The organism is Shinella lacus, from assembly GCF_010994755.1.
Lineage (GTDB): Bacteria > Pseudomonadota > Alphaproteobacteria > Rhizobiales > Rhizobiaceae > Shinella > Shinella lacus.
In genome coordinates this window covers 295,272-314,985 of the sequence record NZ_WHSB02000004.1, presented here as the reverse complement: position 1 = coordinate 314,985, position 19,714 = coordinate 295,272, and the positions used below count along the sequence as shown (strand labels likewise).

Here is a 19,714-nt window from a genome sequence, read left to right as displayed (position 1 = left end):
CGGACGCCGCTCGCCTCGTCACCCCCGGCCGGCGAACGGCTACCCTCCCGGTTTGCGCCGGGAGGGTTCTTTGCGTTCTGGTACGGGCATTGTGAACCCGCAAACGAAAAAGGGCCGGTTTCCCGGCCCTTTCGTTCATGGCTTTCGCGCGTCTCAGGTGCCGAGCGCGAAGGTTACGTTGACGACGACGGAATAGCTGTTCTCGCCGGTCGCGAGCGGCACGGAGGCCCCTTCGGCATAGTCCTTGGCCATGGCGCGCATCATCGGCACGGGTTCCGCGCGGTAGTTGGTTTCGGAAATCTCCAGCACGCGGCCGAGGCCGACGCCGGCAGCGGACGTCAGTTCCTTGGCCTTGGCGATGGCATTCTCGACGGCCTTCTTGCGCGCCGCGCTGACGGCCGTGTCCGGCTTGTCGTTGGTGAAGCGGATGCCGCCGCCCTGGTTGGCGCCAAGCGTCACGGCCTTGTCGAGGATCTCGCCGAGCTTGGAAAGATCGCGCACACGCAGCGTCACCGTGTTGGTGACCTGGAAGCCCGTCAGAATCGGCGGCGGGTTTTCGCCCGTCGAGCTCTGCGGATACTGGTATTGCGGGTTGATCATGAAGCCGGAGGTCTGCAGGTCGCGTTCCGCGATGCCGGCGTCCTTGAGGGCTGCAAGAATCTCGGCCATCGCCTTGTTGTTGGCATCGAGCGCCTCGCGGGCGGTCTTGGCATCCTTGACGACGCCAAGGTCGATCAGTGCCATGTCGGGCGCGATTTCCGCGCTGCCTTCGCCGGTAACGACGATGGTGGCCTCGCGCGGCTTTGCGGCGTCCTGCGCGCGGGCGGCCATGGGAACGGCAGCGGCGAGAGCGAGCGAAAGCGCGAAGAGGCCGGCACCCGCGCGGCGGCCCAGTGTTCCGTAGAACATGAAGACTATCTCCTGATGGTTGTGTCCCTCGCGCCGTTCTTCGCCCGGGATTGTGTAGAGAATACGGCGGTGCTTGTGAGGCCCGCCGAATTCGTCTAGACGATCTCTAACCGTCGGCCGCCATTGACCGACGGCCCCTGGTCGAGACTGGGAAGGGCCTGTAGCTCAATGGTTAGAGCCGGCGGCTCATAACCGCTTGGTTGGGGGTTCGAGTCCCTCCGGGCCCACCACTCCCCTTCGTCCAGTAAAGTCCAGATTGGGCGAGGGGATGCAGGATAATCACGGCTTTTCAACGTGTTCGCGCTACCTATTTATCCAATGTAGCTCGCCGCGAATTTTCGGAATTTTGACACGAGAAACCGGAATTTTTGAAATTCCGGAGTGGGTGACAAAATCGGCTTTAAAGGCGAATCAAATGGGCTTTGAGGGCCGCAAGAAGCTGACGTGCATCGGAAAGGGTTTGCATACTTGATCGGTTTGCTTCGCGAAAAGAAGATACAACGTCACTAAAGACCCCTTCTTTAATGAGGGCGGCGAGCCGCTGCCTGAAGGGGGCGAGGTTGTCGAATTCAGGCGGCCCGTTCTTTTTATTCATTTCTTCTCCTTCCGCACCGCTTCGATGTTATTGGTGTAGATCGCCGAGCCAATGAAGTTGTGGGTGATGCTGTCGATCGACCATTCCCCATCAGCATCGCGGTCGATGCCAGAAACCTTCAGCTTGGCCTCGGCCTGGCGCGTTTCCTTCCCGACGACGGTCAAGGACAGCTTTTCCTCTTCCCGATCGGAATTCTTGCGCTGGCCCTTAACCGCCTCCTTCGCCTCCGCCTCGTCCTGGTACAGTTCCGGGATCTCGTAGACCGGGCCGTCGCCATCCTTTTCCTCGACCTTCTTTCGGGTCACAGTCGCCGGGTCGTGCCAATAGGCGCGCACGGTGCCGTATTTGGCGCGGGCGCAACCGCGCAGGCGGTAGGCGTCTTCGCCATGGAGATCGTCCGGGCCAATCTCGACATCGGGCAGCGCCTGGCCGGAGATCGACATGCCCTTTCCCTTGCGGGCGAAGACGAGATGGCCGTCCTTTGATGTCGGGACCGCGCCGAGGCGCTGACCGATCTGGCTCAGCATATGCCAGTCGCTCTCGTTGAGCTGGGCGCGATACGGGATCTTTATGTTGGCGAGGTCGGGATCCACGGCCGGCGACAGGTTCATTTCGCCGGCGATCTGGTTGACAATTTCCTTGATCGTTTTGCCGTCCCAGGCACGGTTCTTTTTCTCCTTCGACTTTTCGCCGACGCCGCCCGCACGGGCGATAACGGTGAGCCGGCGCTTCGGCCCGCTCTTCTCGGCATCCTCGATCGTATAGCTGCCGAACCGCTTCGGTCCTCCGGTCTCGCGGTAGCCGCCACCAAAAACGAGCGGATCGCCCTTCTGTGGCCGGTCGATGACGTCGCCGGCATTGTCCAGCTCGACGGTAACGCCGTCGCTCTCAATGCCGGTGCCATCCGTGACGGTCGCGCGGATGAGGCGCGGCTGCATGAGGCCGGAGACGTTGCGACCGTTAATCGAGCAGTAGATCTGCGGCGTGAAGCCCTTCATGTGAATATCCTCACGCTGGCGGCCGGCGCGATCGGGCGTTCCGGCAGGTCGGGGCAGACAATTCGAAGGCCGGCGGGCAACATCGGCGGATAGCGGCACAGGCCGGGATTGGCTTCGAGGATGGCAACGAGGCCTTCCGGCCGGTCTCCATAAACCTTCCAGGCGATCTCGTCGGCCATGTCTCCTTCGGTCGTGATGATGATCTTTGCCATCTCACAATCCAAAGAAGCCGGTGAGGCCGCCACCAGGACCATCAGCGCCAAAGCGCGACCAGCTGGCGAGGAGGCCGATCATACCGGGCCGACCGCGCTGGTCGAGATAGCTATGGTCCTGCTCGATCGAGGTGAGCGCGTACCAGCCAAGCATGCGCCAGTCGCCGCGAATGAAGGGCAAGGGAATGCCGGCATCGCCGACCGCCTGCAGACGTCCGATCGCGCTTTCGGAATGGCCCGATCGGGCGAGCGGGAACAGCACGGCCTCCATGCTCAATTCTCCGGGTCCACGGCCGAGGAACTGGATGGCGCTCTCGCCAGAGAGGCGCTCTGTCGAAGGCCAGCGCCATTCGTCCAGGCTGGTCACCCGGCGCGGGGAGACGCCGCGCATCTCAAACTTGAAGCCGCCGAACTGCATGAGCGACATGGCTAACCCACGTCGGCCAGCGTTCCCGCGAGCCGCCTTTCGAGTTCGATGCCGAGACTATTGACCCCCTCGGCCGCGTCCTTGACGCCGTTCAGGACGATCGAGCCGATCGTGAGCGACCGCCCGCCAGCGCCACCGGCAACCTGCACCGACGCCACCCCGCCAGCACTGCCGGTCGAGGCTGCGGCTATGCGGCCGGCAATACCCTGGGCGGCGCGGAGCGGGCTCTGCTCGCTCTCCATGCCGCCTGCGAGCTGCTGGGCGATCTTGCGGCCCATGAGAGGCAGGTTGCGCAGAGGGCCGATCTTCGCCGGGGATTGTGGAAGCCGCCCGGCAACTGGGGATACCAGTGCGGCTGAAGCCGCTGCCGCGATCAAAGGTGCGGCCGCCTGAATGCCGGCCGCGAACTGTACGCCCACCTTGTAGCCGGAGGTATAGGCCGAGATGGCATTGATGGTTGCTTCAATTGCGCTGGCCGTCGCCTTGATCGCCTGCTCCGCCTTCTTGCCGCCCTGTTCCATCCCCTTGGCGAGACCGTCTCCAGCCTTCTGGCCGGCTGCGGCCGTTTCCAGTTCGGCACCACCCATGCCCTGCATGCCAAGTTCTGAAAGGCTGGCCTTCTTCAAAAGCGCCCGGCGGTTCTGACGGCCCCAGTTGCGTGCAGGCTCCTCGGCGCCAGCGACATACTCGCGGCCTGTGCCCTTGCCATAGCGTTCCGCAAGCCATCGCGCCGATCCGGGCTCGGCTGGCAGGTTGTCCTCGCGCCGGCTCGGGGTGGGGATCGTACCTGTGCTGATGCCGAGAAACTGCTGACTATGGCGACCGGTCGAGGGGCGCGCCTTGCCCGCCGTATAGATCTCACGGGCGCGTTGTCGGCTTTCCATCTCTTCGATCACCGTCATGATCGACGGGATTTCACCGCGTCCCTTGCGGGCGAGCGCCTGCTCATAAAAGTAAGAACCGTCCATCGGGCCAGCGTTAGGATTGTAGGCTCGATACCGCCGCATGAATTCGTCACGGTCGTTGTTGACCATGTCGCCACTATCGCCGCTCATGGCGTTACGGCGAGCCTCGATATCCTCCATGGACTTCGACAGGCGGTTCATGGCGTCTGTCACGAACGGGATTGCCTTGGATGCAATCATCTCGGCTTGGTTTTGAATATTGCTTGAAAGGCGGTTCCAGCTTTCCGTTGCGTTGTCTGTCGCCTTCGTGAAATCCCGCATGACCGTGCCACCGGCATTTCCATAACGGCTGGCAGCAGCGAAGACCTCATCGAGCTTGGAAATCAGCGAGGAGAGCGCCGAGTTCGCCTGAACGTCGGGCATCAATTCCTTGAGCTTGAACGTGTCGCCCTTCGTCACGTCGCGGATTTTCTTGAGCAGCTCGAAGGTCGGGTCGAGGCCCTTTTTGTTGGCGTCGGCAAACACCTTCTTGACGTTGATGCCCATCTTCGAGGCGTTTTTGATGAAGTCGCCCGAGGTGAACTTGTCGAGCATGTTCTCGAAGTTCGTCGCCGCTTCATCCGAGGTGCCGGCCGTCGCACGGATCGCCTGCGCCATGGCGGAAAAATTGCGCACGCCTTCAAGGCCGGTAGACCCGAGCTTTGCCATTTTGGCGAAGATGGATGGCGCATTGCGCGCCATGTCGCGAACTTCGAACTGGCCTTCCTTGCCGGCGAGCGCCATGGCGTCGAAGGCTGTCATCAGTTCATTGGCGCCGACCTTCATATTGTTCTGGAGAGCGACAGCCGTCTTGCCGGCGTCGATCGTTTCCGCCCTGGTCGCCTTGGCGAAGGTCAGAACGCTGTCGGTCATCGCGGCAGCGTCATCGCCGCCGAGACCGCCCGCCATCAGCTCGCCGAAGACGCCATAGGCGCCCTTCGTGCCGACACCGGCGCGCACGCCAGCGGGCTTCAGGATCTTGTCGAAGAGCGCCGCCTTCTCGTCGGAATATTCCCCGAGCACCTGGAGCTGATCGCGCTCATATTCGACGGCGGCCGCCAGCTGCATCGACTCCTTGAGTATGAGACCGGCGCCCGCCACGCCGCCGACACCAAGGCCGAGGCCGCCGATGAAGGCGCCACCGATGCCGCGAATGCCGGACAGCGCGCCGCCGGCCGCAAGCGCGGTGCTGCTGCGAACCTGCTGCTGTTGTCTGCGGATGAGCCGCTCTTGCTGGCGCTCCAGGGCGCTGGCTTCGATCTTCTGCCGGCGCATGGCTTCCGTGGAGCGATGGATAGCCTGGGTCGCCCGCTGCTCATTGGCGACGAAGCGTCCGGAGCTGTCACGGAGGCGGTCATTGGCGCGGGCAAGGCCAGACGCCTCGCGCTCGGCGCCATCGGCGGCACGCGCGAGGTCGCGAAGCGATCGCTCGCCCGCCTTGGCCTTGTCCAGGCCCTTCATCAAAAATTCGATGACGACTGAGGCTTTCATCGGCCCTTAAACACCTCTTCCAAGAACCGTCAAAAGCGCCTTGAGGGATCCGCCTTGCGCCTGGCGCCGGGCGCCGGCCGTGATGGCAAAGAAGCGAAGCCGATCGAGCGGAAACCGCCGGAGATCGGCGAAGGAGAAAGGATAGACCGACGCGATCTCCTCAATGACCCCTAGGAGGGCTGCCCCGCCGCGCCGGCCTTCGAAGGGTCCTCGACGTCGCCTTCATCCCCGCTGGCCTTGTCGCTTTGCCACTGGCGATCGTACCAGCTCGACACCTTGACGATGTCGGCGGGTCGCAGCTTGCGGATCAGCGCGAAGGGCACGTCCGCGCAGATGGCGGCAACCTGTGCCTCCAGTTCGGCGCGGCTGGCGCCCTCGCGGATCATGGCGGCGGCGTCGAAATAGTCGCCGGCCTCCATCTCGCGAAGCGTGATGCTGGTGAACGCCTGATCGCCGAAGTCGACCTTGCGGGAAAAGTGGATGGTTTCGGCCGGCATGGTCAGCGTCTCCCGATCGCGCGGCTGCTCTCTGCAAGCAGGTTGCCCGAGCCGTCGTCAAATATCCCGTTCTCGGGATCGTGGTGCAATTCCAGGATGCCGTTGCGGAAGCGCCGGTAGTTGACCAGGAAGAGCGGGATCTTGATGCCTTCCGGCTTCTTGCGGTCCCAGTCTGGAAACTCAAGGTCCATCGTGGCAAGGCAGCGGATGGTGATGTTCGACGTCACCTGCGAGCGGCTGTCGAACAGCTCCCGGCGAAAGATGAACGACTGCGGCGCCTTCACGCTGAGACCGAAGACCCGCATGGCGTCGACGTCATAGGTGTAGAGGCCGAGCGTGGCCGTTTGCTCTTCGAGCATCATCGGCACGGACGTTTCGCCGGACATGCCGCCACCCGCGATCTTCTCGCGGATCCATTTGAAGTCGGGCTCCTCAAAGCTCGCGGCCTCGGCAAACTTGCCCTTGCCGTCGATGAATGCGGACCAGGCGCGGCCGATATCCTTCATGATCTTCCCCTTTAAGCCGCAGCGGCGAGGTCGCGGACGATGTCCTCGACCAGCACATCGAAATACTTCTTGTTCCGGCGACTGCCGGCGATGATGGCGTGCATCGGCGGGGTTTCCTCCGCGTCAAACTCGAAGCGAATGATGCCGCGACGGAGTTGGCTGCTCTGGTTCAGCTCCGGCAGGAAAAATGCGCGGCCGTCGATGATGGCGCCGGCTTCCTTGAACTCCAGCAGCTTGTCGCCGAGGGAAGAGATCGCCTCGACGGCCACCGTCGACTGCATCGGCGCATCGACCACCGGGGCGAAGCCGGCAGCGACCATTTCTTCGAGCGCGTAGCGGGTGCGCACGACATTGGAGAACATCCAGTCGTCGTCGTTGGATGCGGTGAGACCACCCCAGTAACGCCAGCCGCCCTCGCGCACGATGGTGTTGATGCGGTTCTCGTTGAGGAGTGTCGCCTCGGTGTCCGCGTCCGTATAGTCGAAGCTGATCGGCCGTTCCGTGCCGACGATCCCGCCAATGACGGAGTTCGACCAGGACACCCAGAACCCGGCCGGCTTCTTGGCGGCGATATCGCCATCGCGCATGATCTTGAGGCCGAGGCCAGCGACGAAGGCTTCCGCCGGCTGGATGATGTTGAGGCCGGTGTCCGGATCGGGCGCCAGCACGCGCGGTGCGATCAGGTCGAGGGCCATGGAGCTGAAATCCGCCCGAGCGGCGAGCGCGTCGGCCTTGGCGGTCGGGAGACCGACGAGCATGCGGGAGCGCTGGCGCTCCAGCCACGGCACCATGGCCGCGACGACAGGATTGGCGGCGTTGCTGATCCGCTGGGTGAAGCCCGGCAGCATATAGGTCTTCGGCTTGAAACCGAGTTCGGACTTCGCATGTTTGAAGGCGTGCCAGCCGGTCGCCGATCCAGCCGAACCGACCATGTTGGCGATGGTCGCCTCGGCGTCCGCGCCCTCGGTGACACGAACGATTGCGATGCGCGGGAGGTAGGAGCCACCGGCTGCGACAATGAGGTTGTTGATCTGGTCGCGGAGTGTGCCCGTCGCACCCAGCGCTTCGATCTGGGCGGGATCGCCGATCAGGCCGATCGGCTGGTTGATCGGGAATTCGCCGGCATCGGCAGCGGGCGCCGTGCCGAGAATGCCGAATGTCCCCTGCTCGACGGTGGTGAAGCTGACGGAGCCTTCCGGAACGCTCTCGACGAAAGAGCCGTGCTTGTATCCAAGTGCCGTCAACGCGGCCTCCTTCGGTGATTGCGGTTGTCACCGCAATCCATGGAGCCGCAAAGGAGGAAAACGAATGGTCCGAATTCGGACCTTCGGCACTAGGGCCAGTAACCGTCGTCGGTATAATCAGCCGGGATCGGTTCTTCATCCTTGATGGCACGGGCCGCGAAAATCAAGCCCTGCTTGTGCGCCATGGCCGTCTGACCGAACGTAAAGACGGTCTGGGCGTCCATCGGATAGACCGAGTTATCGGCTGCGATCCACATGAAGTCGCTGTCGCCACCATGCCAGCGAAGGTTCCCTACAACGGCGCCGTTCATCATGGCGGCGAGTGCTGCGAGAGATGCGCCGGTGATGTTTTCGCGGTCCTCTGGGCGCGACTGGTAGAGGATGCCCCCGAACACGAAACCGGCTGAGATGCGGCGATCGCGTTCTGCATCAACGTCGGCCGAGGTCGGCGGCAAAGGCGCAGGCGGTGGTGGCGACGGCAAAAGCTCGTATCTGCCGGGAAAATGCTGCTCGACGAACGCTTCGTCGGCGACGATCGAGTTGACGTGGTTTCCTTCGATGTCGAAGATTTTGTACCGCATCAATAGACCTCCAGGATGAAGAAGCCGTCGCCGCCCTTTTCTGTGGCCGCGGTCCCGCTCGCGCAACACGCGCCGCCGGTTGCACCAAAGAGCGCTTCGCTGTTGCCTCTCGCTGTGGCCGAGCCGGACTGTCCTTGCGCGCCGCCACCCCCGCCCAAGAAGCCCGGAATTCCGGAGAACGCGGCGCTCGTGCTGTTCTGATATGCGCCGCCACCCCCGCCTCCTAAACCGGCCGGGTCTGCCGTTGTATTTTTCCCAGCGGATCCGGAACCGGATGCCAGGAGCCATGAGGCCAGCGAGACGCTTGGCGAGATCGTGGTGCCCGGAGCGCCATCTCCGGCCCCCGATGTCCTGGTCTCACCGTCGCCGTGGGAGCCGCCTCCGCCCGTCGCAAGCAAGCCAGCATTCGCGTCACCACCGTGACCGCCGACACCGCCACCGCCGGTCGCGATCTGGTTATGATTGCCGAGGATATCGCCGCCACGTCCATTGCTGTCGAGAAGAGGAACCGAGCCGCCACCAGTCGCGCGGACATCTGTCGACGAATTGCCGGCCGCAGCATTTCCGCCTCTGCATCCCGATACGTTCTCATCACCACCCGTCGCGATGCCTCCTGCTCCGCCAGGGAGAGCAACGTTGCCAGCCGCATTCGCCTGGCCGGGTCCACCCCCTCCTGCGATCATGTTCAGCCCGTTCGGACCCGTGATCGTCGAGTTGCCCCCGGCATTGCCTTGGACGGTCCCGTTGGTGGTGGACACACCAGCGCCACCAGCCCCTGGAGCGAGGGTAAGAGTATCACCGGCCTTCAGCTTGATGATCTTTGTGCATCGCGCGCCGGAGCCGCCGCCGGTCGCGTTACCGCCGGCCCCACGGCGAGCACCCCCACTTCCGGACGCGCCGAAGGCGGAAGCTTTAACCGTGCAGTCGCGAGGCGCTGTCCAGGTTCTGGCCTTCAGCGCGATAACAATTTGAGCGGATGGTGCTGCGGTTGAGCCAAAAAGAGCGGAGTAATTCATGCAAGCACCTCTGGAAAAGCTTTCCACGTCCCGAACAGGTACGTCATCCGGACGCCGCGCTTGTCCTCGTCGAGGACGAGGTCTTCGGCGGCGCCCTCGATGGTCGAGCCGTTGCGAGCGATCGTGACGGTGTTGGCGCCATCTCGGTAGACCCTGACGGGCGTGCCAGCGGCCGGCGTTACGGGAAGTGTCACCACGATCGCACCGCTTGCCGTGTTGGCAACCAGCTTGTCACCGACGATGGCCGTACGGTTTGCGGTGATGACCGTCGCGAGGTCGGCCTTGACGGCAGCGGTCGCATTGGCGGCCGTGGTGGCGGCAGCGTCGAGCGCCGTCTGGTCTGCTTTGCCGTCGAGCTGCTTAACGTGCTCCGGCCCCATCAGGCCGGCGCGGTTCTTATTGGCAACAGGTGTCGGCATCAGACCCTCCAGTCATCGAGAGCAGAGGCCGGCGAGCCGACCGGGATGGCATAGGGCGAGCCCGCCCAGACCGGATCGACCTGGCCGAGGACGGTCTCCGGCTGGAGCGAGCATTTGAGGACGTAGGGCTGACCGTCCGCCATCAGGCCGGCATCGGTGGCGATGATGCATTCGGCCATCGCCTCGATCTCCGCGTCACGGCTCGGCGTGCGGATCACCAGATATGAGCCGGGCGCCGTCACCTCTGGCGAGGTCTCATTGCCTTCGGCGTCATAGCTGGCCCGCGCATGCACGATGCGCGTCGGCATGATGGATCGCTCGCCGTCCGTCCAGCTTGGCGGGTTGTCTTCCGGCGCGGGCCAGGCCGCATCGCGAGCGGCGTCATCGGCATAAATCAAGATATGGTCGATCATGCCGTGATCCTCTGTAGGTCAGTGGCGCTCAGGGCCTTGGGCCAATAGATGATGCGGCGGATAAACCCACGAAGATGGTTTCCAGTACCAAGCCAATCGCCGCCTATTGAGAGGCGTGACAACGCTGGTACTGTAACCGATGTATCAGCTACAGCCACGGCCCCGTTCACAGACATACGCACCGCGCTCGTGGCGTAGGTTGTCGCCATCTTCGCTGTCGCCGCGTCGATTGTTGGCCCAGGGGGCAGGCTCAAATTCCAGCCCCCGCCGCCCAGAGTATAAATTCTGCCGTCTGTATTCAAAGCGCCAAATAAGGCATTAGGGTAGGTCCCATCGGACAGCGTCCATGCTAGTTGCGATGCGCCATACGCGGGGGCCCTGAATTCCGCGAAAATCGTCCCCTCGATCGGATTAAAGAAATCCGTAAAATCCGTCCCGCTGATGACCATACTATCCGCATTGCGCACGACCGCCGCCGAGGTGGTCGGGACGTAGGGCCCGGGGAAGGCGGTTTGGGTGAGTTGGGCGCCCCATGCGTTGACCCCGGACGTGCCGTCGCCGGTGTACGACAGCGCCGTCCCATTATGCAGTCCAAACTGCCCGCCGATCGACGTTGTAGTGTCAGATGTTGCAGTGACCCATACTAGATAGACCCCATCGCTAACCTTCGCGAATGAGCCCGAACCCGAGGCAAAGCCGGTTCCATAAGCGAAAGCTGCGGTGGTAATTGCACCCGCCTCCGGGTTGAAGCGCATCTGGACGCCACCGGCATACCCAGCCCCGAAGAGGTTCAGAACAATCTGGCGGCCCTTGCCGGCCTTCACAAAAAGAGAGAGAGTGTAAGGCAGAGCGCTGGCGCTCTTGGTCGCCACCCTCGAAATGCTGTGCTGGGACGTTGCTGCATCCTCAACCAGAGCATCCATCGTCAGGTTTCCGTCTGGAGCAATCGTCGCATCGGCTGAGACAGTCAGGTTAGCCTTGAACCAGGCCGCATTATCGAACTGCTCCGAGTAAAGCAGCAGGTTCGTGTAAGCACTAAAGAACCCCGCCCCCTTCGGCTTTCCATCTACATCGTAGTCGATCACCGGCGCATTGGCAGCGGTCGGAACCAAGACGCCCTTGGAATTCTGCCGATACCCACCACCCGTCGCGCGTGTCAGGTTGCCCTTGAACGGCGCTCCATTGATGTCGGTAAGATCGAGATTGAGCGTCGGCAACACATCCACGCGATCGAGCACGTTGACGATCTGACCGGCCGAAGACGCAGCCAGCGCGGCAGACGTCGCCGCCTGATCGCGATAGCCGAGAGCGGTATCGCGGTAACCGGCAGCGGCCGAGGCAAAACCCTGCGCACTGAACCGCGCCGTCTCGGCTGCGGACTGTGCCGATGCCGCGCTCGAAACGTGGCCCGCCGCCGTGGCAACGTGAGCCGCCGCCGCATCCCGCGCGTCTTGTGTCAGGCCGAGAAGCGCCTGCACCTGCTCCAGCATCGAGACCTCGGCAAGAGCCGACAGCAGTCCGACCTCGACGTAGCAGTCATTGTGCGGTCCCTCACTGCCGTTCACGGTGAGGATGTTGACCACGAGCGTGCTGGTCTCCTTGTTCCAGGAGACGACACGGGCAGCCGCGAAATCGGCCGCGCTCGCATTATGGCCGATCATGACGATCGGAGCTGGCGAAAAGCCGATCGGCCCGGAGACGTCGAGCGAGAGGGAAAGCCCGTTCTGGACGTCGAAGATCACCGGACCATCGATATCGGCCGAGGTGTAGTGGCCCTCCTGAAGGGCCTGCACGACAACCGAACCGTCCGTGAACAGCTCGGAAAAGTTCGTCGTGATCTGCTGGACGAGATCATCGACGGCGGCGACCTGGCCCGCCTGGAGATCCGAGATGGCCTCGGCCGCTGCTTCACCGCGCTCGTGAAGCAGGCTCAAGGCCCGCTTCAGGTTGTCCAGCAGCCGGTCGCCCGGAAGGTCGAAGAGGGAGGCAGGGTTGGTTGCCATTTACTGCGTGACCTTCGAGAACACTTTCGCGATGGCGATCGGGAACGCGATATTGTTGGTCGAGGCCAGCACATGCGTCTGGTAGACGTCATTTGACGGATCGACCGTGAATTCCCATGTCGCCTCGACGGCGTTGTTTTCGGGGATCGGTTTGATAACCGGTGCGCCAACAGGGTTGACGACCGTCGTCAGCGCCGTGCCGTGGTGAATCTTGGCGCTCAGCGTATGGCGGGCCGCGTCATATTTGGGGATCGTCGCGGTGACATAAAGTTTCACCCATGTCGTGCCAGACGGCACGGTACGGGCCTTGCTGATGTAATGAACGTCGTCATCTGCACGAAACACCGTGCGTTCCGAGCCCGTGAGATCAAGCACCGGCATCACCCACTCGTTCCCGGTCAGGAAAGCCCGGAAGTCGTAGGTTGCTGTGGTGCCAACGCCAAAGACGTCGGTGGGATCAGGATCCGGGGCCGTTTCGTCCGACGGCAGGTTCGCCATCGTCTTCCATGCCCCGCCCGAATTGGCCTGCCAGGCAACACCCGTGTTGTCCGGCACTACCGCCGGGCAGTTGATGTCGACGTTTTGCACGCCACCCGAAAGCGACAGGTTGTTCAAGCGAACATCCAGCGTCGTGGCGCGGAACTTACAGTATTCTACGGCGTGAGCCATGTCCTGCGTGATCGAACCGACGAAGAAGTTGCCGTCCGTGCTCTCGAAGTAGTTGCCACCAAGGAACTGGTCACCGGTTGCCATTGCAACCGTGACGTTGCCGGTAACAGAGGTGACGTAACCGACGCCCTCGCGCCCAACATGCGCCGGAACCGGGAAGGCAAAGCGCGTCATCGTCGCATCCTTGCCGCGGACATAGCGAACAAAGCTGGACGAATTCAGCGTGACGGTCTGGAGCGTCTTTTCCGGGTCCGGAGAGCCGTCTGGCCGCAGCTTGCAGAGTGCTACTGTGATTTCCGCGCCGTTCTCCCAATTGAGCAGGCCGAGGCGGATCGCCGGGATATAACGTTCCTGCGACTGCAACCAGGTCTGCGCCTTGATGACGCCCTGGATGGTCAGGTTCGTCTTGCGCCAGACGTCATAGCTGTAGACGTAGCGATCGACGATGACGCCATAGCGCCAGTAGCGGTTCCAGTAGGGATAGCGGTTGATGTAGTAGCCGTAGGGATAGGCGAACGCCTCTGCCTGCTGCGCCCAGACGCGATACACAATGTCCGTCTGGTAGCGCAGCGGATGCCAGAGCAGCGGGTTCATATAATGGTAGTAGCCGCCATAGCGGATGCGGACGCGGGTCATGTGCATGCGGACAAGCGACATGGTCTGTGTGACGGTCCCGCCGAGCGGCGCGGTCTGGCCCGTCGAATGCACGATATGGCCGATCTCGGGATCGTAGGCGGGGAAGAGCACGCCCTTGTCCTGGTGCATCAGGCGGATGTCGTTCGCGTTGAACAGTGAGAGCGGAACGCGGTCTTCTGCGGCATAAGGCGCCTGCAAGCCTTCGTCGACACGACCCTTGAAGTCGGGATGCGCCGTGTTGACCTCGCTGTCATTGGCAAGCCGATCGAGCGCATAGGGTGCGCCCGTGTCGCCGATATCGTTGACGTCCTTCAGCGTCGCGACGTCGTAGATGATCTGGTCGAGGGTCGCGTAGCTGACGGTGGACTTCAGGAAGCCGGAGATGCCGACCAGGTCGTTGCGCAGCGCCTGCACCTCGCCGCGCACCACGTCGAGGATGGCGCCCTGCTGAGAAATAATCGCGTCGAGATCGTTGACCGACCGGATGCGGTGATCGTCGAGCATTTCCGGATCGCCGACGATGCCGTTGACATCGAGGACGATGCGGCAGAACGGCACGACGTTTGCGGGGATCGGCGGATCAAGCTCCTGGGTGGACAGACCGGAGGCAAGCTTTGCGATCTCGACGACGTTGCGAACGTAGGGCGAAACGGTGGTGACGATGTCCTGCGTGGTCGTTCCACCAGCGCCATCCGGCACCTCGACCGTCTTATCACGAGAGACGGCCGGCGCCGGGCGATCGTCGATGCCCTGTCCTGCGAGCACCACGACGCGCTTCTGGCCCGCGATCAGCGGCTTTTCCGCGACCAGGCTGACTGTGACGGGCGCTTCGAGCGCATACTGGCGGAAGTTCACATAGGCAGCGCCGGTGGCGACGACGACGGCGTTCTGCCCGTCCTTGACGGTGGAGAACCCGCGATAGCGGGCCGTGCCGAGCCAGTCCTGGGTCAACATCTCGTCGCCGGCCTGCGGGAACGTGCCCAGGCGATCGACGTCTTCCTGGCGGAAGTGTTCGTCCTGGCTGATTGTGACGCGTTGATACATGAGGCTATCTCCTGCTCATAAGTTTGACCGCGCCGATGCGGGTGCGTTCGTCGATGTCGTTGAAGTCCGCGACAGTGAGGTCGCGCACCACGTTGAAGTTCACGGTGACGAGATCGCGGGCGACCTGGGCACTGGCGATCGCCGACAAGACGTCCTTGGTTTTGTCGATCGGGTCGGGCGTGATGCGGCTTCCGGAAAACGGAAAGCCGCGCTTCCTCGGCCGCGCCACCAGGACGGCCAGTTCCTTGGTGAAGGCGGCGCGCGGCAGACGCGAACGGCCGATGGCACCGGTGCGCGGCCGGGAGCCGGATGGCCCGGTGCCATCGGCAACCCGAAGCGCCAGATAGAAATCCTCGCGCGCCGGTGCGGCGGCGACCGCGCCGCCAACGGGCGTGCGGCCGACGACGATGCGCCAGGGGCGATGTGGATGCGGGATCGGCACGCGGCGCGGTGTCGCCTCTGCCGGCATCATCGATGGAAGGCCGGGCTTCATGTCGAACGGGTCGGTCGATACCGGCCGCCAGTCGAAGTCGAAGACACGGCGCGTCGATGCCGGCTTGCCGATCGGACGGGTGAGCGGGCCTTGGCCTACGGCAAGCGTTGCGGAGGGCGCGACCGGAACAGAGACGCGCTCGATCTCGGCGATCGCCACGCCATCCGGATCGAACGCCTCGCCGGAGACCACGAGAGCGGTGACCTTGTCACCCTTGCGCAGCTCGGCCCGGCGCGCCTGCTGCATGGGCGAGCCGCGAAACACTGGATGGCGTCCGAGTGCCCCGCCGAGCGGCGGCGTCTTCGTCGCGCGCGGCGGCAGCGGATAGATGCGGATCTCCGGCAGGGCGCGAAGCCATGCCTCATAAGCTTCCGGCGTCGGCGATCGACCGATCATGAAACCGTCGCGTGGCAGATGGTAGGAAATCAGCTCGGCATCGGCATAACCGCAGGCCATGCGATCGGCCGGGATTGTGCCCTTGAGGCGATGGAATGCGGGCTGCTCCAGCACGACCTGGCGCTTGCGATGTTCTGGCCAATCGGCGCGCCAGTAATCCGTCGACCATCCCCAGGCAAGATGCGGCAGGGCTTCTGCCGGGACCAGGACAGGGTTCGCCATCAGGGCGATCGGATCGTCCAGGTCGGCCGCGAGCGCGCCGATTGCGGCGGCTGCGCGTTGTGGGATGGTCGATGATTGCAGCGGCAGCAGGTGCAGCTCAGGCGGCAAAGGATTGCTCACGGCATCACCTCGACAATGACGTCATCGATGACGAGCCGGATCGCCACCTCGGGGCGCCGCAAGATGTTTTCCGTCAGGCCCGTCATGCTGACCGTGATGACGGGCGGCACATGGGCGGCGGCATAGAGCGCGTCGACATAGAGGCCGGCATTGATGCGATGCACTGACGCGGCATAGGCTTCAAGCTTCGTGCGCGCTGCCAAGCGCACCGGCGTCGGGTCAGGGCCACGCGGAATGGCAAGCCGCACCGTCACATGCCGCTCGTCGATCTCGGCGGGCAGGACCGTGAGAATGTCTGTCGACTGGGTTGCGCCTTCCGGCTGGAAGGCGCGGATGATCGCGGCGAGCACCGCATCGGAAACCGCGCCCGTTTCATTGCGGCCAAGCAGGCGCAGTTCGATGCGCCCGCCGTCACGGCGGATCGGTCGAACGTCCTTTATGGCGTCTTTGAAGGCACTTCGAACGCGGAATATATAGCCGCCATGGGTAATGCCGAGATCCGCCATGGCTTCGGGCGCGAGCTGGCCGCGCGCGCGATAGTCTTCGTCGAGTTCGCCCGGCAGGCGTGGCGTGCGATGATAGGTGGTGAGGATGTGGTCGAGCGCCGGGCCTTTTGCATAGGCAAGCAGGATCGAGCGGGCATCCTCGTTGTGCTCCTGCTCCTTCATGATGAGGCGGAGCGCCCACACTTGGCAGATCTTCTGAAAGCTATCGCCCTCGAAGACGCCACGCCATTGCGGGAGGGCTTCTTTCAGCGCCGCGACGAAGGCGGCAACCTCGGCTTCGGGATCGATGGTGCGAACGACTTGCGGCGCGGGAAGGCTGGAAATGTCGAGCGTCGTCGTCATGCTGCCGCCTTCAGCCGCTCAAGGGCGATGTCATGGCTTTCGCCGGAGAAGAGATCGTCAAAGTGGCAAAGCACGCCATACTGGCCGTCGCGGCCGGCCGTCACCTCGGAGGCATGGGTGAAGCGAACGACGGCTTCACCAGTCTCAAGGTCGCGGATGGTGTCGGTGGCAGCGGCGATGTCGGCCAGCAGCTCAAGGATCTCGGTGCGATCGCCAGGCGCGTCGACATAGTCCGGCACATCCGAGCCATACCAGCGGCGCAGGACACGCAGCCCGACGCGGGTTCCGAAGACGTCGATCAGCAGGACCTCGACATAGGGCCAGCCTTCGACGATCTGGAATGTGTTCCGGTCGAGGCCACGCGGAATGCGCATGTCAGGCTCCTTCGCCTTCCGAGCCGCCGGCCTTGCCCTTCGGTTTTACGGCAGGCTTGGAGCCGGCAAGGCGGATTTCCTCGGAGAGCAGCGGGTACTTTGCCTCGCCCTCGGTCAGGTCGATCGTCGCGCCGGTGCCAAGAGGCGCGCGCGCCGGGAACGTGTCGGTGAGGATTTCGTAGGTCTTCTTTTCCATGGTGCTTCCTTCAGCTTTGTGGCGGCCCGGTGAGACCGTCCATGTCGTCACCGGTATGGATGTGATTATTGCCGACATTGACGCCTTCGTGCTCGAAGGCTCCACCCTCGGCGCGGACGTCGCCGTCGACATGCAGCCGGCCCTTGATATCGAGGCCGCCACTGTGGAAGCGCAGCACGGCTCCGCCGATCGTCTGGATCAGCTCGCCATCGGCCGCTTGCTCCGGGTGAGCGTTCTGATCGGAGAAGCCGCCAAGGATGACACGGGACGCCTGGCCGAGCTCGCCGTCCGGCGAGATGACCGTGACGCGCTCGCCGATCGATGGGCGCGAGATCGACTTTACCGCCCCGGCGCGCTCCGAGAATTCCAACCACGGTGAAGGGACCGGAGAACCTTCCGGGCCAAGGTCGGCCTTCAGCTTTTTGGGATCATCGGGATGATGCTCGATGACCTTGCCTTCACGCACCATGTTCAGCAGCCGGCGCTTCAGCTCGCGGATCTCGATGTGCTGGCGCAGCATGGTGCGCAGCAGGAAGGTGTTGGACGCCTGGGCTCCGCTCATGGTGCGATCTCCGCCGGGTCGAAGCCCTCGGGCCAGATGATCTGGATTGCTTCCTCGGCACCTTCGCGGGCAAAGTTCTCGCCGATGATCACGCGGATCTTGAAGAGGACCGCCCAAAGCGCGATACCCTCATCGTCAAGGTCGTTGCCATCGGCGATGTCGATCGAGAGGTCCTCGGCCAGGCCGACGCCGGAAAGCGCTGGCCAGTCGCGGTCCTCGTCGGCCGCGCCGGGGGTGATGCGGGCGAGCGATGTCTCAACGGCGAGTGCCAAGGCGATCGCCCTGTCCTGGCTATCGAGCAAATCGCCTTCTGCGGTGATGACGGCAGCGGCGAAGGGAACGACCAGGACGCGTTCGCCGGACGGAAGATCTTCGGTGGTGAGCTTGCCGAAGAGGCCGATGCGAAGGGCCGGCGCGAAGACGCCGATCGCCTTGATGTCTTCAACGCTCATGCGGCCACGATGGCGGCCGACGTCGCGGAACTCAGGATGCCGGGTCTCAAGCAGGATCGAGAGGCGCTTGTTGATTTCAGCGAGCATCACCAGCTCCTGCGGAAATGAAGGCTTCGGTGAAGGCGATGATTTCTGGCTCGTTGGCGGCCGAGATCCCGACATAGGGGCGCGCCGGCATTGTCACGCTTTTCGCCATGAAGAACTGACCACCGCTGGAGAATGCGAGCGCGTTCTTGTTCTTCGGCACGATCTTGCCGCCATGCTGGTGGATGCCGGCATAGACCAGGTTGGAGCCGACCTCTACGGAATTGCCCGCCACCTCGTGGTGGATGCTGTCGTCGAGGGCGCCCGAGCGAAACAGGATGGAGGTGCCTTCGCGGTTGGGCTTCCACGCCTCACCGGCCGGCGAGGTCTTCTCCGATCGGATGCGCTTCTGGGTCTGCGACGTGACGATGCCGCCAAGCTCATCGAGATACTGCGGCACATCCGGATCGGCGATCTGCGCGATGACCTTCGCGGCCTCTTCAAGCCCGCTTGCAACGATCCTCACGGCCATCTCAAATGATCTCCGTCTTGCGGTCGAAATACCGCTCGCGGGAGATGACGAAGACGTCGTCGGAACCTGTCGTGCCCGGCATGCCGGTATCGGGATTGGAGGCCGGTTCGTTGCCGGCAAGGGTGACTTCACCCTTCGCGACCTGTTGAAACAGCTTCAGCGCATCCTCGTAGCGCTGGCGCATTTCGCTCGTGCCCGTCGCGCGGTCACGCGACTGCATGTAGATCGCCACGTCGATAACCGCCGACACCAGGAAGTCCGGCGGATTGACCAGCGGCACGGCGTACTTCTTGTCGACGTAGCTGTTGGCAAGGCTGGTCGCCTTGGTGAGCACGCTGTTCAGCGCCGCGTCATTGCGGACCCGCGTGTTGTCGCGGTCGGAAAGCTTCAGGACGTACGCCGCCCCAAACGCCAGTTCCATATCCTCGATCGTCGCATACTGGGTCATCGACGTGCCTTGGCTTTGGGTAAAGTGAATGCCACTGTTTCCGATGGTCCCTTGCGGGTTCCTGTTCCATCGGGGGGCTTCGGGTTTGCTGCCGGCTCTGGCCTATCGGCACCTCCGGCTTCTACCGCTCGCGGCGCTCCCCGCAGGTATTTCAGCGAACCGGGCGCAGGTCCGGCTCGTTTTCGAGCAGCTTCACCTGCTCTTCGGTCAGGTCGGCGAGGTCGACCGGGACCGCCTCGCGGGCGGGGAAGCGAATGCCGGCACGGCGGATGCCGTTGATGGACATCAGCTTCAGCACACGGCCTTCCCTCTTCTCACTGCCTTCGGCGTTGGCATTCTCGTTCTCATTGGTGCTAGTCGGGGCTTTCGCCATGTCGTTTCTCCTTTGCGGGTCTCGGGAAACGGGCGAGGCACCCGTTTCCGGAAACCCGCTGGCGGCGGGA

24 protein-coding genes and 1 tRNA gene are annotated in these 19,714 nt (G+C 63.4%); 1 reads left to right on the top strand and 24 read right to left on the bottom strand.

Features of this window, described 5'->3' with window-relative positions; all coding sequences use genetic code 11:
- Positions 1-153: 153 nt before the first annotated feature.
- Complete coding sequence (locus tag GB927_RS12965; RefSeq protein ID WP_256117396.1) at positions 154-909, bottom strand: SIMPL domain-containing protein; 756 nt, start codon at positions 907-909, stop codon at positions 154-156.
- 154 nt (positions 910-1,063) lie between these two features.
- Here GB927_RS12965 and GB927_RS12960 point away from each other — a divergent pair.
- A tRNA-Ile gene (locus GB927_RS12960) sits at positions 1,064-1,139 on the top strand.
- A gap of 170 nt (positions 1,140-1,309) precedes the next feature.
- On the opposite strand, the gene GB927_RS12955 is transcribed toward GB927_RS12960, so the two are convergent.
- From GB927_RS12955 to GB927_RS12845, 23 genes are all read right to left on the bottom strand, one after another.
- Positions 1,310-1,504 (bottom strand): hypothetical protein, encoded by a 195-nt coding sequence (locus GB927_RS12955; protein WP_256117395.1) that lies wholly within the window; start codon positions 1,502-1,504, stop codon positions 1,310-1,312.
- Positions 1,501-2,502, bottom strand: coding sequence for a contractile injection system protein, VgrG/Pvc8 family (locus GB927_RS12950; RefSeq protein ID WP_256117394.1), 1,002 nt, complete (start codon positions 2,500-2,502; stop codon positions 1,501-1,503). The genes GB927_RS12955 and GB927_RS12950 overlap by 4 nt, the downstream gene beginning before the upstream one ends.
- Positions 2,499-2,714, bottom strand: a complete 216-nt coding sequence (locus tag GB927_RS12945; protein ID WP_256117392.1) for a tail protein X — start codon at positions 2,712-2,714, stop codon at positions 2,499-2,501. The genes GB927_RS12950 and GB927_RS12945 overlap by 4 nt, the downstream gene beginning before the upstream one ends.
- A gap of 1 nt (position 2,715) precedes the next feature.
- The gene (locus tag GB927_RS12940; RefSeq protein WP_256117391.1) at positions 2,716-3,141 is read right to left on the bottom strand and encodes a phage tail protein; all 426 of its coding nucleotides are present in this window, start codon (positions 3,139-3,141) and stop codon (positions 2,716-2,718) included.
- A 2-nt stretch (positions 3,142-3,143) separates the two neighbouring features.
- The gene (locus GB927_RS12935) at positions 3,144-5,576 is read right to left on the bottom strand and encodes a phage tail tape measure protein (RefSeq protein WP_256117390.1); all 2,433 of its coding nucleotides are present in this window, start codon (positions 5,574-5,576) and stop codon (positions 3,144-3,146) included.
- Positions 5,577-5,746: 170 nt separating this feature from the next.
- Positions 5,747-6,073 (bottom strand): phage tail assembly protein, encoded by a 327-nt coding sequence (locus tag GB927_RS12930; protein WP_256117389.1) that lies wholly within the window; start codon positions 6,071-6,073, stop codon positions 5,747-5,749.
- Between the two features lie 2 nt (positions 6,074-6,075).
- Positions 6,076-6,579 carry a phage major tail tube protein gene (locus tag GB927_RS12925; protein ID WP_256117388.1) on the bottom strand — a complete coding sequence of 168 codons (504 nt, stop codon included), beginning with the start codon at positions 6,577-6,579 and terminating at the stop codon, positions 6,076-6,078.
- Between the two features lie 11 nt (positions 6,580-6,590).
- Positions 6,591-7,823: a phage tail sheath protein gene (locus tag GB927_RS12920; RefSeq protein ID WP_256117387.1), complete on the bottom strand. Its 1,233-nt coding sequence runs from the start codon at positions 7,821-7,823 to the stop codon at positions 6,591-6,593.
- Between the two features lie 89 nt (positions 7,824-7,912).
- Entirely contained in the window at positions 7,913-8,404 is a 492-nt protein-coding gene (locus GB927_RS12915; RefSeq protein ID WP_256117385.1) for a DUF4376 domain-containing protein, read from the bottom strand.
- Entirely contained in the window at positions 8,404-9,162 is a 759-nt protein-coding gene (locus GB927_RS12910; protein WP_256117383.1) for a hypothetical protein, read from the bottom strand. Before GB927_RS12910 ends, GB927_RS12915 begins: the two co-directional genes overlap by 1 nt.
- A gap of 254 nt (positions 9,163-9,416) precedes the next feature.
- On the bottom strand, positions 9,417-9,839 hold the full coding sequence (locus GB927_RS12905) for a hypothetical protein (RefSeq protein ID WP_256117382.1): 423 nt from the start codon (positions 9,837-9,839) through the stop codon (positions 9,417-9,419).
- Positions 9,839-10,252 carry a hypothetical protein gene (locus tag GB927_RS12900; RefSeq protein ID WP_256117381.1) on the bottom strand — a complete coding sequence of 138 codons (414 nt, stop codon included), beginning with the start codon at positions 10,250-10,252 and terminating at the stop codon, positions 9,839-9,841. The genes GB927_RS12905 and GB927_RS12900 overlap by 1 nt, the downstream gene beginning before the upstream one ends.
- Positions 10,249-12,255, bottom strand: coding sequence for a phage head spike fiber domain-containing protein (locus tag GB927_RS12895; RefSeq protein ID WP_256117380.1), 2,007 nt, complete (start codon positions 12,253-12,255; stop codon positions 10,249-10,251). Before GB927_RS12895 ends, GB927_RS12900 begins: the two co-directional genes overlap by 4 nt.
- Complete coding sequence (locus GB927_RS12890) at positions 12,256-14,604, bottom strand: hypothetical protein (RefSeq protein WP_256117379.1); 2,349 nt, start codon at positions 14,602-14,604, stop codon at positions 12,256-12,258.
- 4 nt (positions 14,605-14,608) lie between these two features.
- A complete protein-coding gene (locus GB927_RS12885) occupies positions 14,609-15,835 on the bottom strand; it encodes a phage tail protein I (protein WP_256117378.1) in 1,227 nt (408 codons plus the stop codon).
- Positions 15,832-16,683, bottom strand: a complete 852-nt coding sequence (locus tag GB927_RS12880; RefSeq protein WP_256117377.1) for a baseplate J/gp47 family protein — start codon at positions 16,681-16,683, stop codon at positions 15,832-15,834. Before GB927_RS12880 ends, GB927_RS12885 begins: the two co-directional genes overlap by 4 nt.
- Positions 16,680-17,057: a GPW/gp25 family protein gene (locus GB927_RS12875; RefSeq protein WP_256117375.1), complete on the bottom strand. Its 378-nt coding sequence runs from the start codon at positions 17,055-17,057 to the stop codon at positions 16,680-16,682. Before GB927_RS12875 ends, GB927_RS12880 begins: the two co-directional genes overlap by 4 nt.
- A 1-nt stretch (position 17,058) precedes the next feature.
- Complete coding sequence (locus GB927_RS12870; protein WP_256117373.1) at positions 17,059-17,253, bottom strand: hypothetical protein; 195 nt, start codon at positions 17,251-17,253, stop codon at positions 17,059-17,061.
- 10 nt (positions 17,254-17,263) lie between these two features.
- Positions 17,264-17,815, bottom strand: a complete 552-nt coding sequence (locus GB927_RS12865) for a hypothetical protein (RefSeq protein WP_256117792.1) — start codon at positions 17,813-17,815, stop codon at positions 17,264-17,266.
- Positions 17,812-18,354, bottom strand: coding sequence for a hypothetical protein (locus tag GB927_RS12860; RefSeq protein ID WP_256117372.1), 543 nt, complete (start codon positions 18,352-18,354; stop codon positions 17,812-17,814). The genes GB927_RS12865 and GB927_RS12860 overlap by 4 nt, the downstream gene beginning before the upstream one ends.
- On the bottom strand, positions 18,344-18,823 hold the full coding sequence (locus GB927_RS12855; protein ID WP_256117371.1) for a phage virion morphogenesis protein: 480 nt from the start codon (positions 18,821-18,823) through the stop codon (positions 18,344-18,346). The genes GB927_RS12860 and GB927_RS12855 overlap by 11 nt, the downstream gene beginning before the upstream one ends.
- A 1-nt stretch (position 18,824) precedes the next feature.
- Positions 18,825-19,271 carry a gp436 family protein gene (locus tag GB927_RS12850; RefSeq protein WP_256117369.1) on the bottom strand — a complete coding sequence of 149 codons (447 nt, stop codon included), beginning with the start codon at positions 19,269-19,271 and terminating at the stop codon, positions 18,825-18,827.
- A gap of 151 nt (positions 19,272-19,422) precedes the next feature.
- Complete coding sequence (locus tag GB927_RS12845) at positions 19,423-19,644, bottom strand: HI1506-related protein (protein ID WP_256117368.1); 222 nt, start codon at positions 19,642-19,644, stop codon at positions 19,423-19,425.
- Positions 19,645-19,714 lie beyond the last annotated feature (70 nt).

Coding starts and splice junctions, on each gene's coding strand:
- GB927_RS12955 (WP_256117395.1), bottom strand. CDS start 1,504: ATGAATAAAAAGAACGGGCCGCCTGAATTCGACAACCTCGCCCCCTTC.
- GB927_RS12895 (WP_256117380.1), bottom strand. CDS start 12,255: ATGGCAACCAACCCTGCCTCCCTCTTCGACCTTCCGGGCGACCGGCTG.
- GB927_RS12855 (WP_256117371.1), bottom strand. CDS start 18,823: ATGGCCGTGAGGATCGTTGCAAGCGGGCTTGAAGAGGCCGCGAAGGTC.
- GB927_RS12940 (WP_256117391.1), bottom strand. CDS start 3,141: ATGTCGCTCATGCAGTTCGGCGGCTTCAAGTTTGAGATGCGCGGCGTC.
- GB927_RS12890 (WP_256117379.1), bottom strand. CDS start 14,604: ATGTATCAACGCGTCACAATCAGCCAGGACGAACACTTCCGCCAGGAA.
- GB927_RS12915 (WP_256117385.1), bottom strand. CDS start 8,404: ATGCGGTACAAAATCTTCGACATCGAAGGAAACCACGTCAACTCGATC.
- GB927_RS12935 (WP_256117390.1), bottom strand. CDS start 5,576: ATGAAAGCCTCAGTCGTCATCGAATTTTTGATGAAGGGCCTGGACAAG.
- GB927_RS12950 (WP_256117394.1), bottom strand. CDS start 2,502: ATGAAGGGCTTCACGCCGCAGATCTACTGCTCGATTAACGGTCGCAAC.
- GB927_RS12945 (WP_256117392.1), bottom strand. CDS start 2,714: ATGGCAAAGATCATCATCACGACCGAAGGAGACATGGCCGACGAGATC.
- GB927_RS12905 (WP_256117382.1), bottom strand. CDS start 9,839: ATGCCGACACCTGTTGCCAATAAGAACCGCGCCGGCCTGATGGGGCCG.
- GB927_RS12875 (WP_256117375.1), bottom strand. CDS start 17,057: ATGCGCATTCCGCGTGGCCTCGACCGGAACACATTCCAGATCGTCGAA.
- GB927_RS12965 (WP_256117396.1), bottom strand. CDS start 909: ATGTTCTACGGAACACTGGGCCGCCGCGCGGGTGCCGGCCTCTTCGCG.
- GB927_RS12900 (WP_256117381.1), bottom strand. CDS start 10,252: ATGATCGACCATATCTTGATTTATGCCGATGACGCCGCTCGCGATGCG.
- GB927_RS12860 (WP_256117372.1), bottom strand. CDS start 18,354: ATGCTCGCTGAAATCAACAAGCGCCTCTCGATCCTGCTTGAGACCCGG.
- GB927_RS12870 (WP_256117373.1), bottom strand. CDS start 17,253: ATGGAAAAGAAGACCTACGAAATCCTCACCGACACGTTCCCGGCGCGC.
- GB927_RS12850 (WP_256117369.1), bottom strand. CDS start 19,271: ATGACCCAGTATGCGACGATCGAGGATATGGAACTGGCGTTTGGGGCG.
- GB927_RS12930 (WP_256117389.1), bottom strand. CDS start 6,073: ATGCCGGCCGAAACCATCCACTTTTCCCGCAAGGTCGACTTCGGCGAT.
- GB927_RS12865 (WP_256117792.1), bottom strand. CDS start 17,815: ATGAGCGGAGCCCAGGCGTCCAACACCTTCCTGCTGCGCACCATGCTG.
- GB927_RS12880 (WP_256117377.1), bottom strand. CDS start 16,683: ATGACGACGACGCTCGACATTTCCAGCCTTCCCGCGCCGCAAGTCGTT.
- GB927_RS12925 (WP_256117388.1), bottom strand. CDS start 6,579: ATGAAGGATATCGGCCGCGCCTGGTCCGCATTCATCGACGGCAAGGGC.
- GB927_RS12845 (WP_256117368.1), bottom strand. CDS start 19,644: ATGGCGAAAGCCCCGACTAGCACCAATGAGAACGAGAATGCCAACGCC.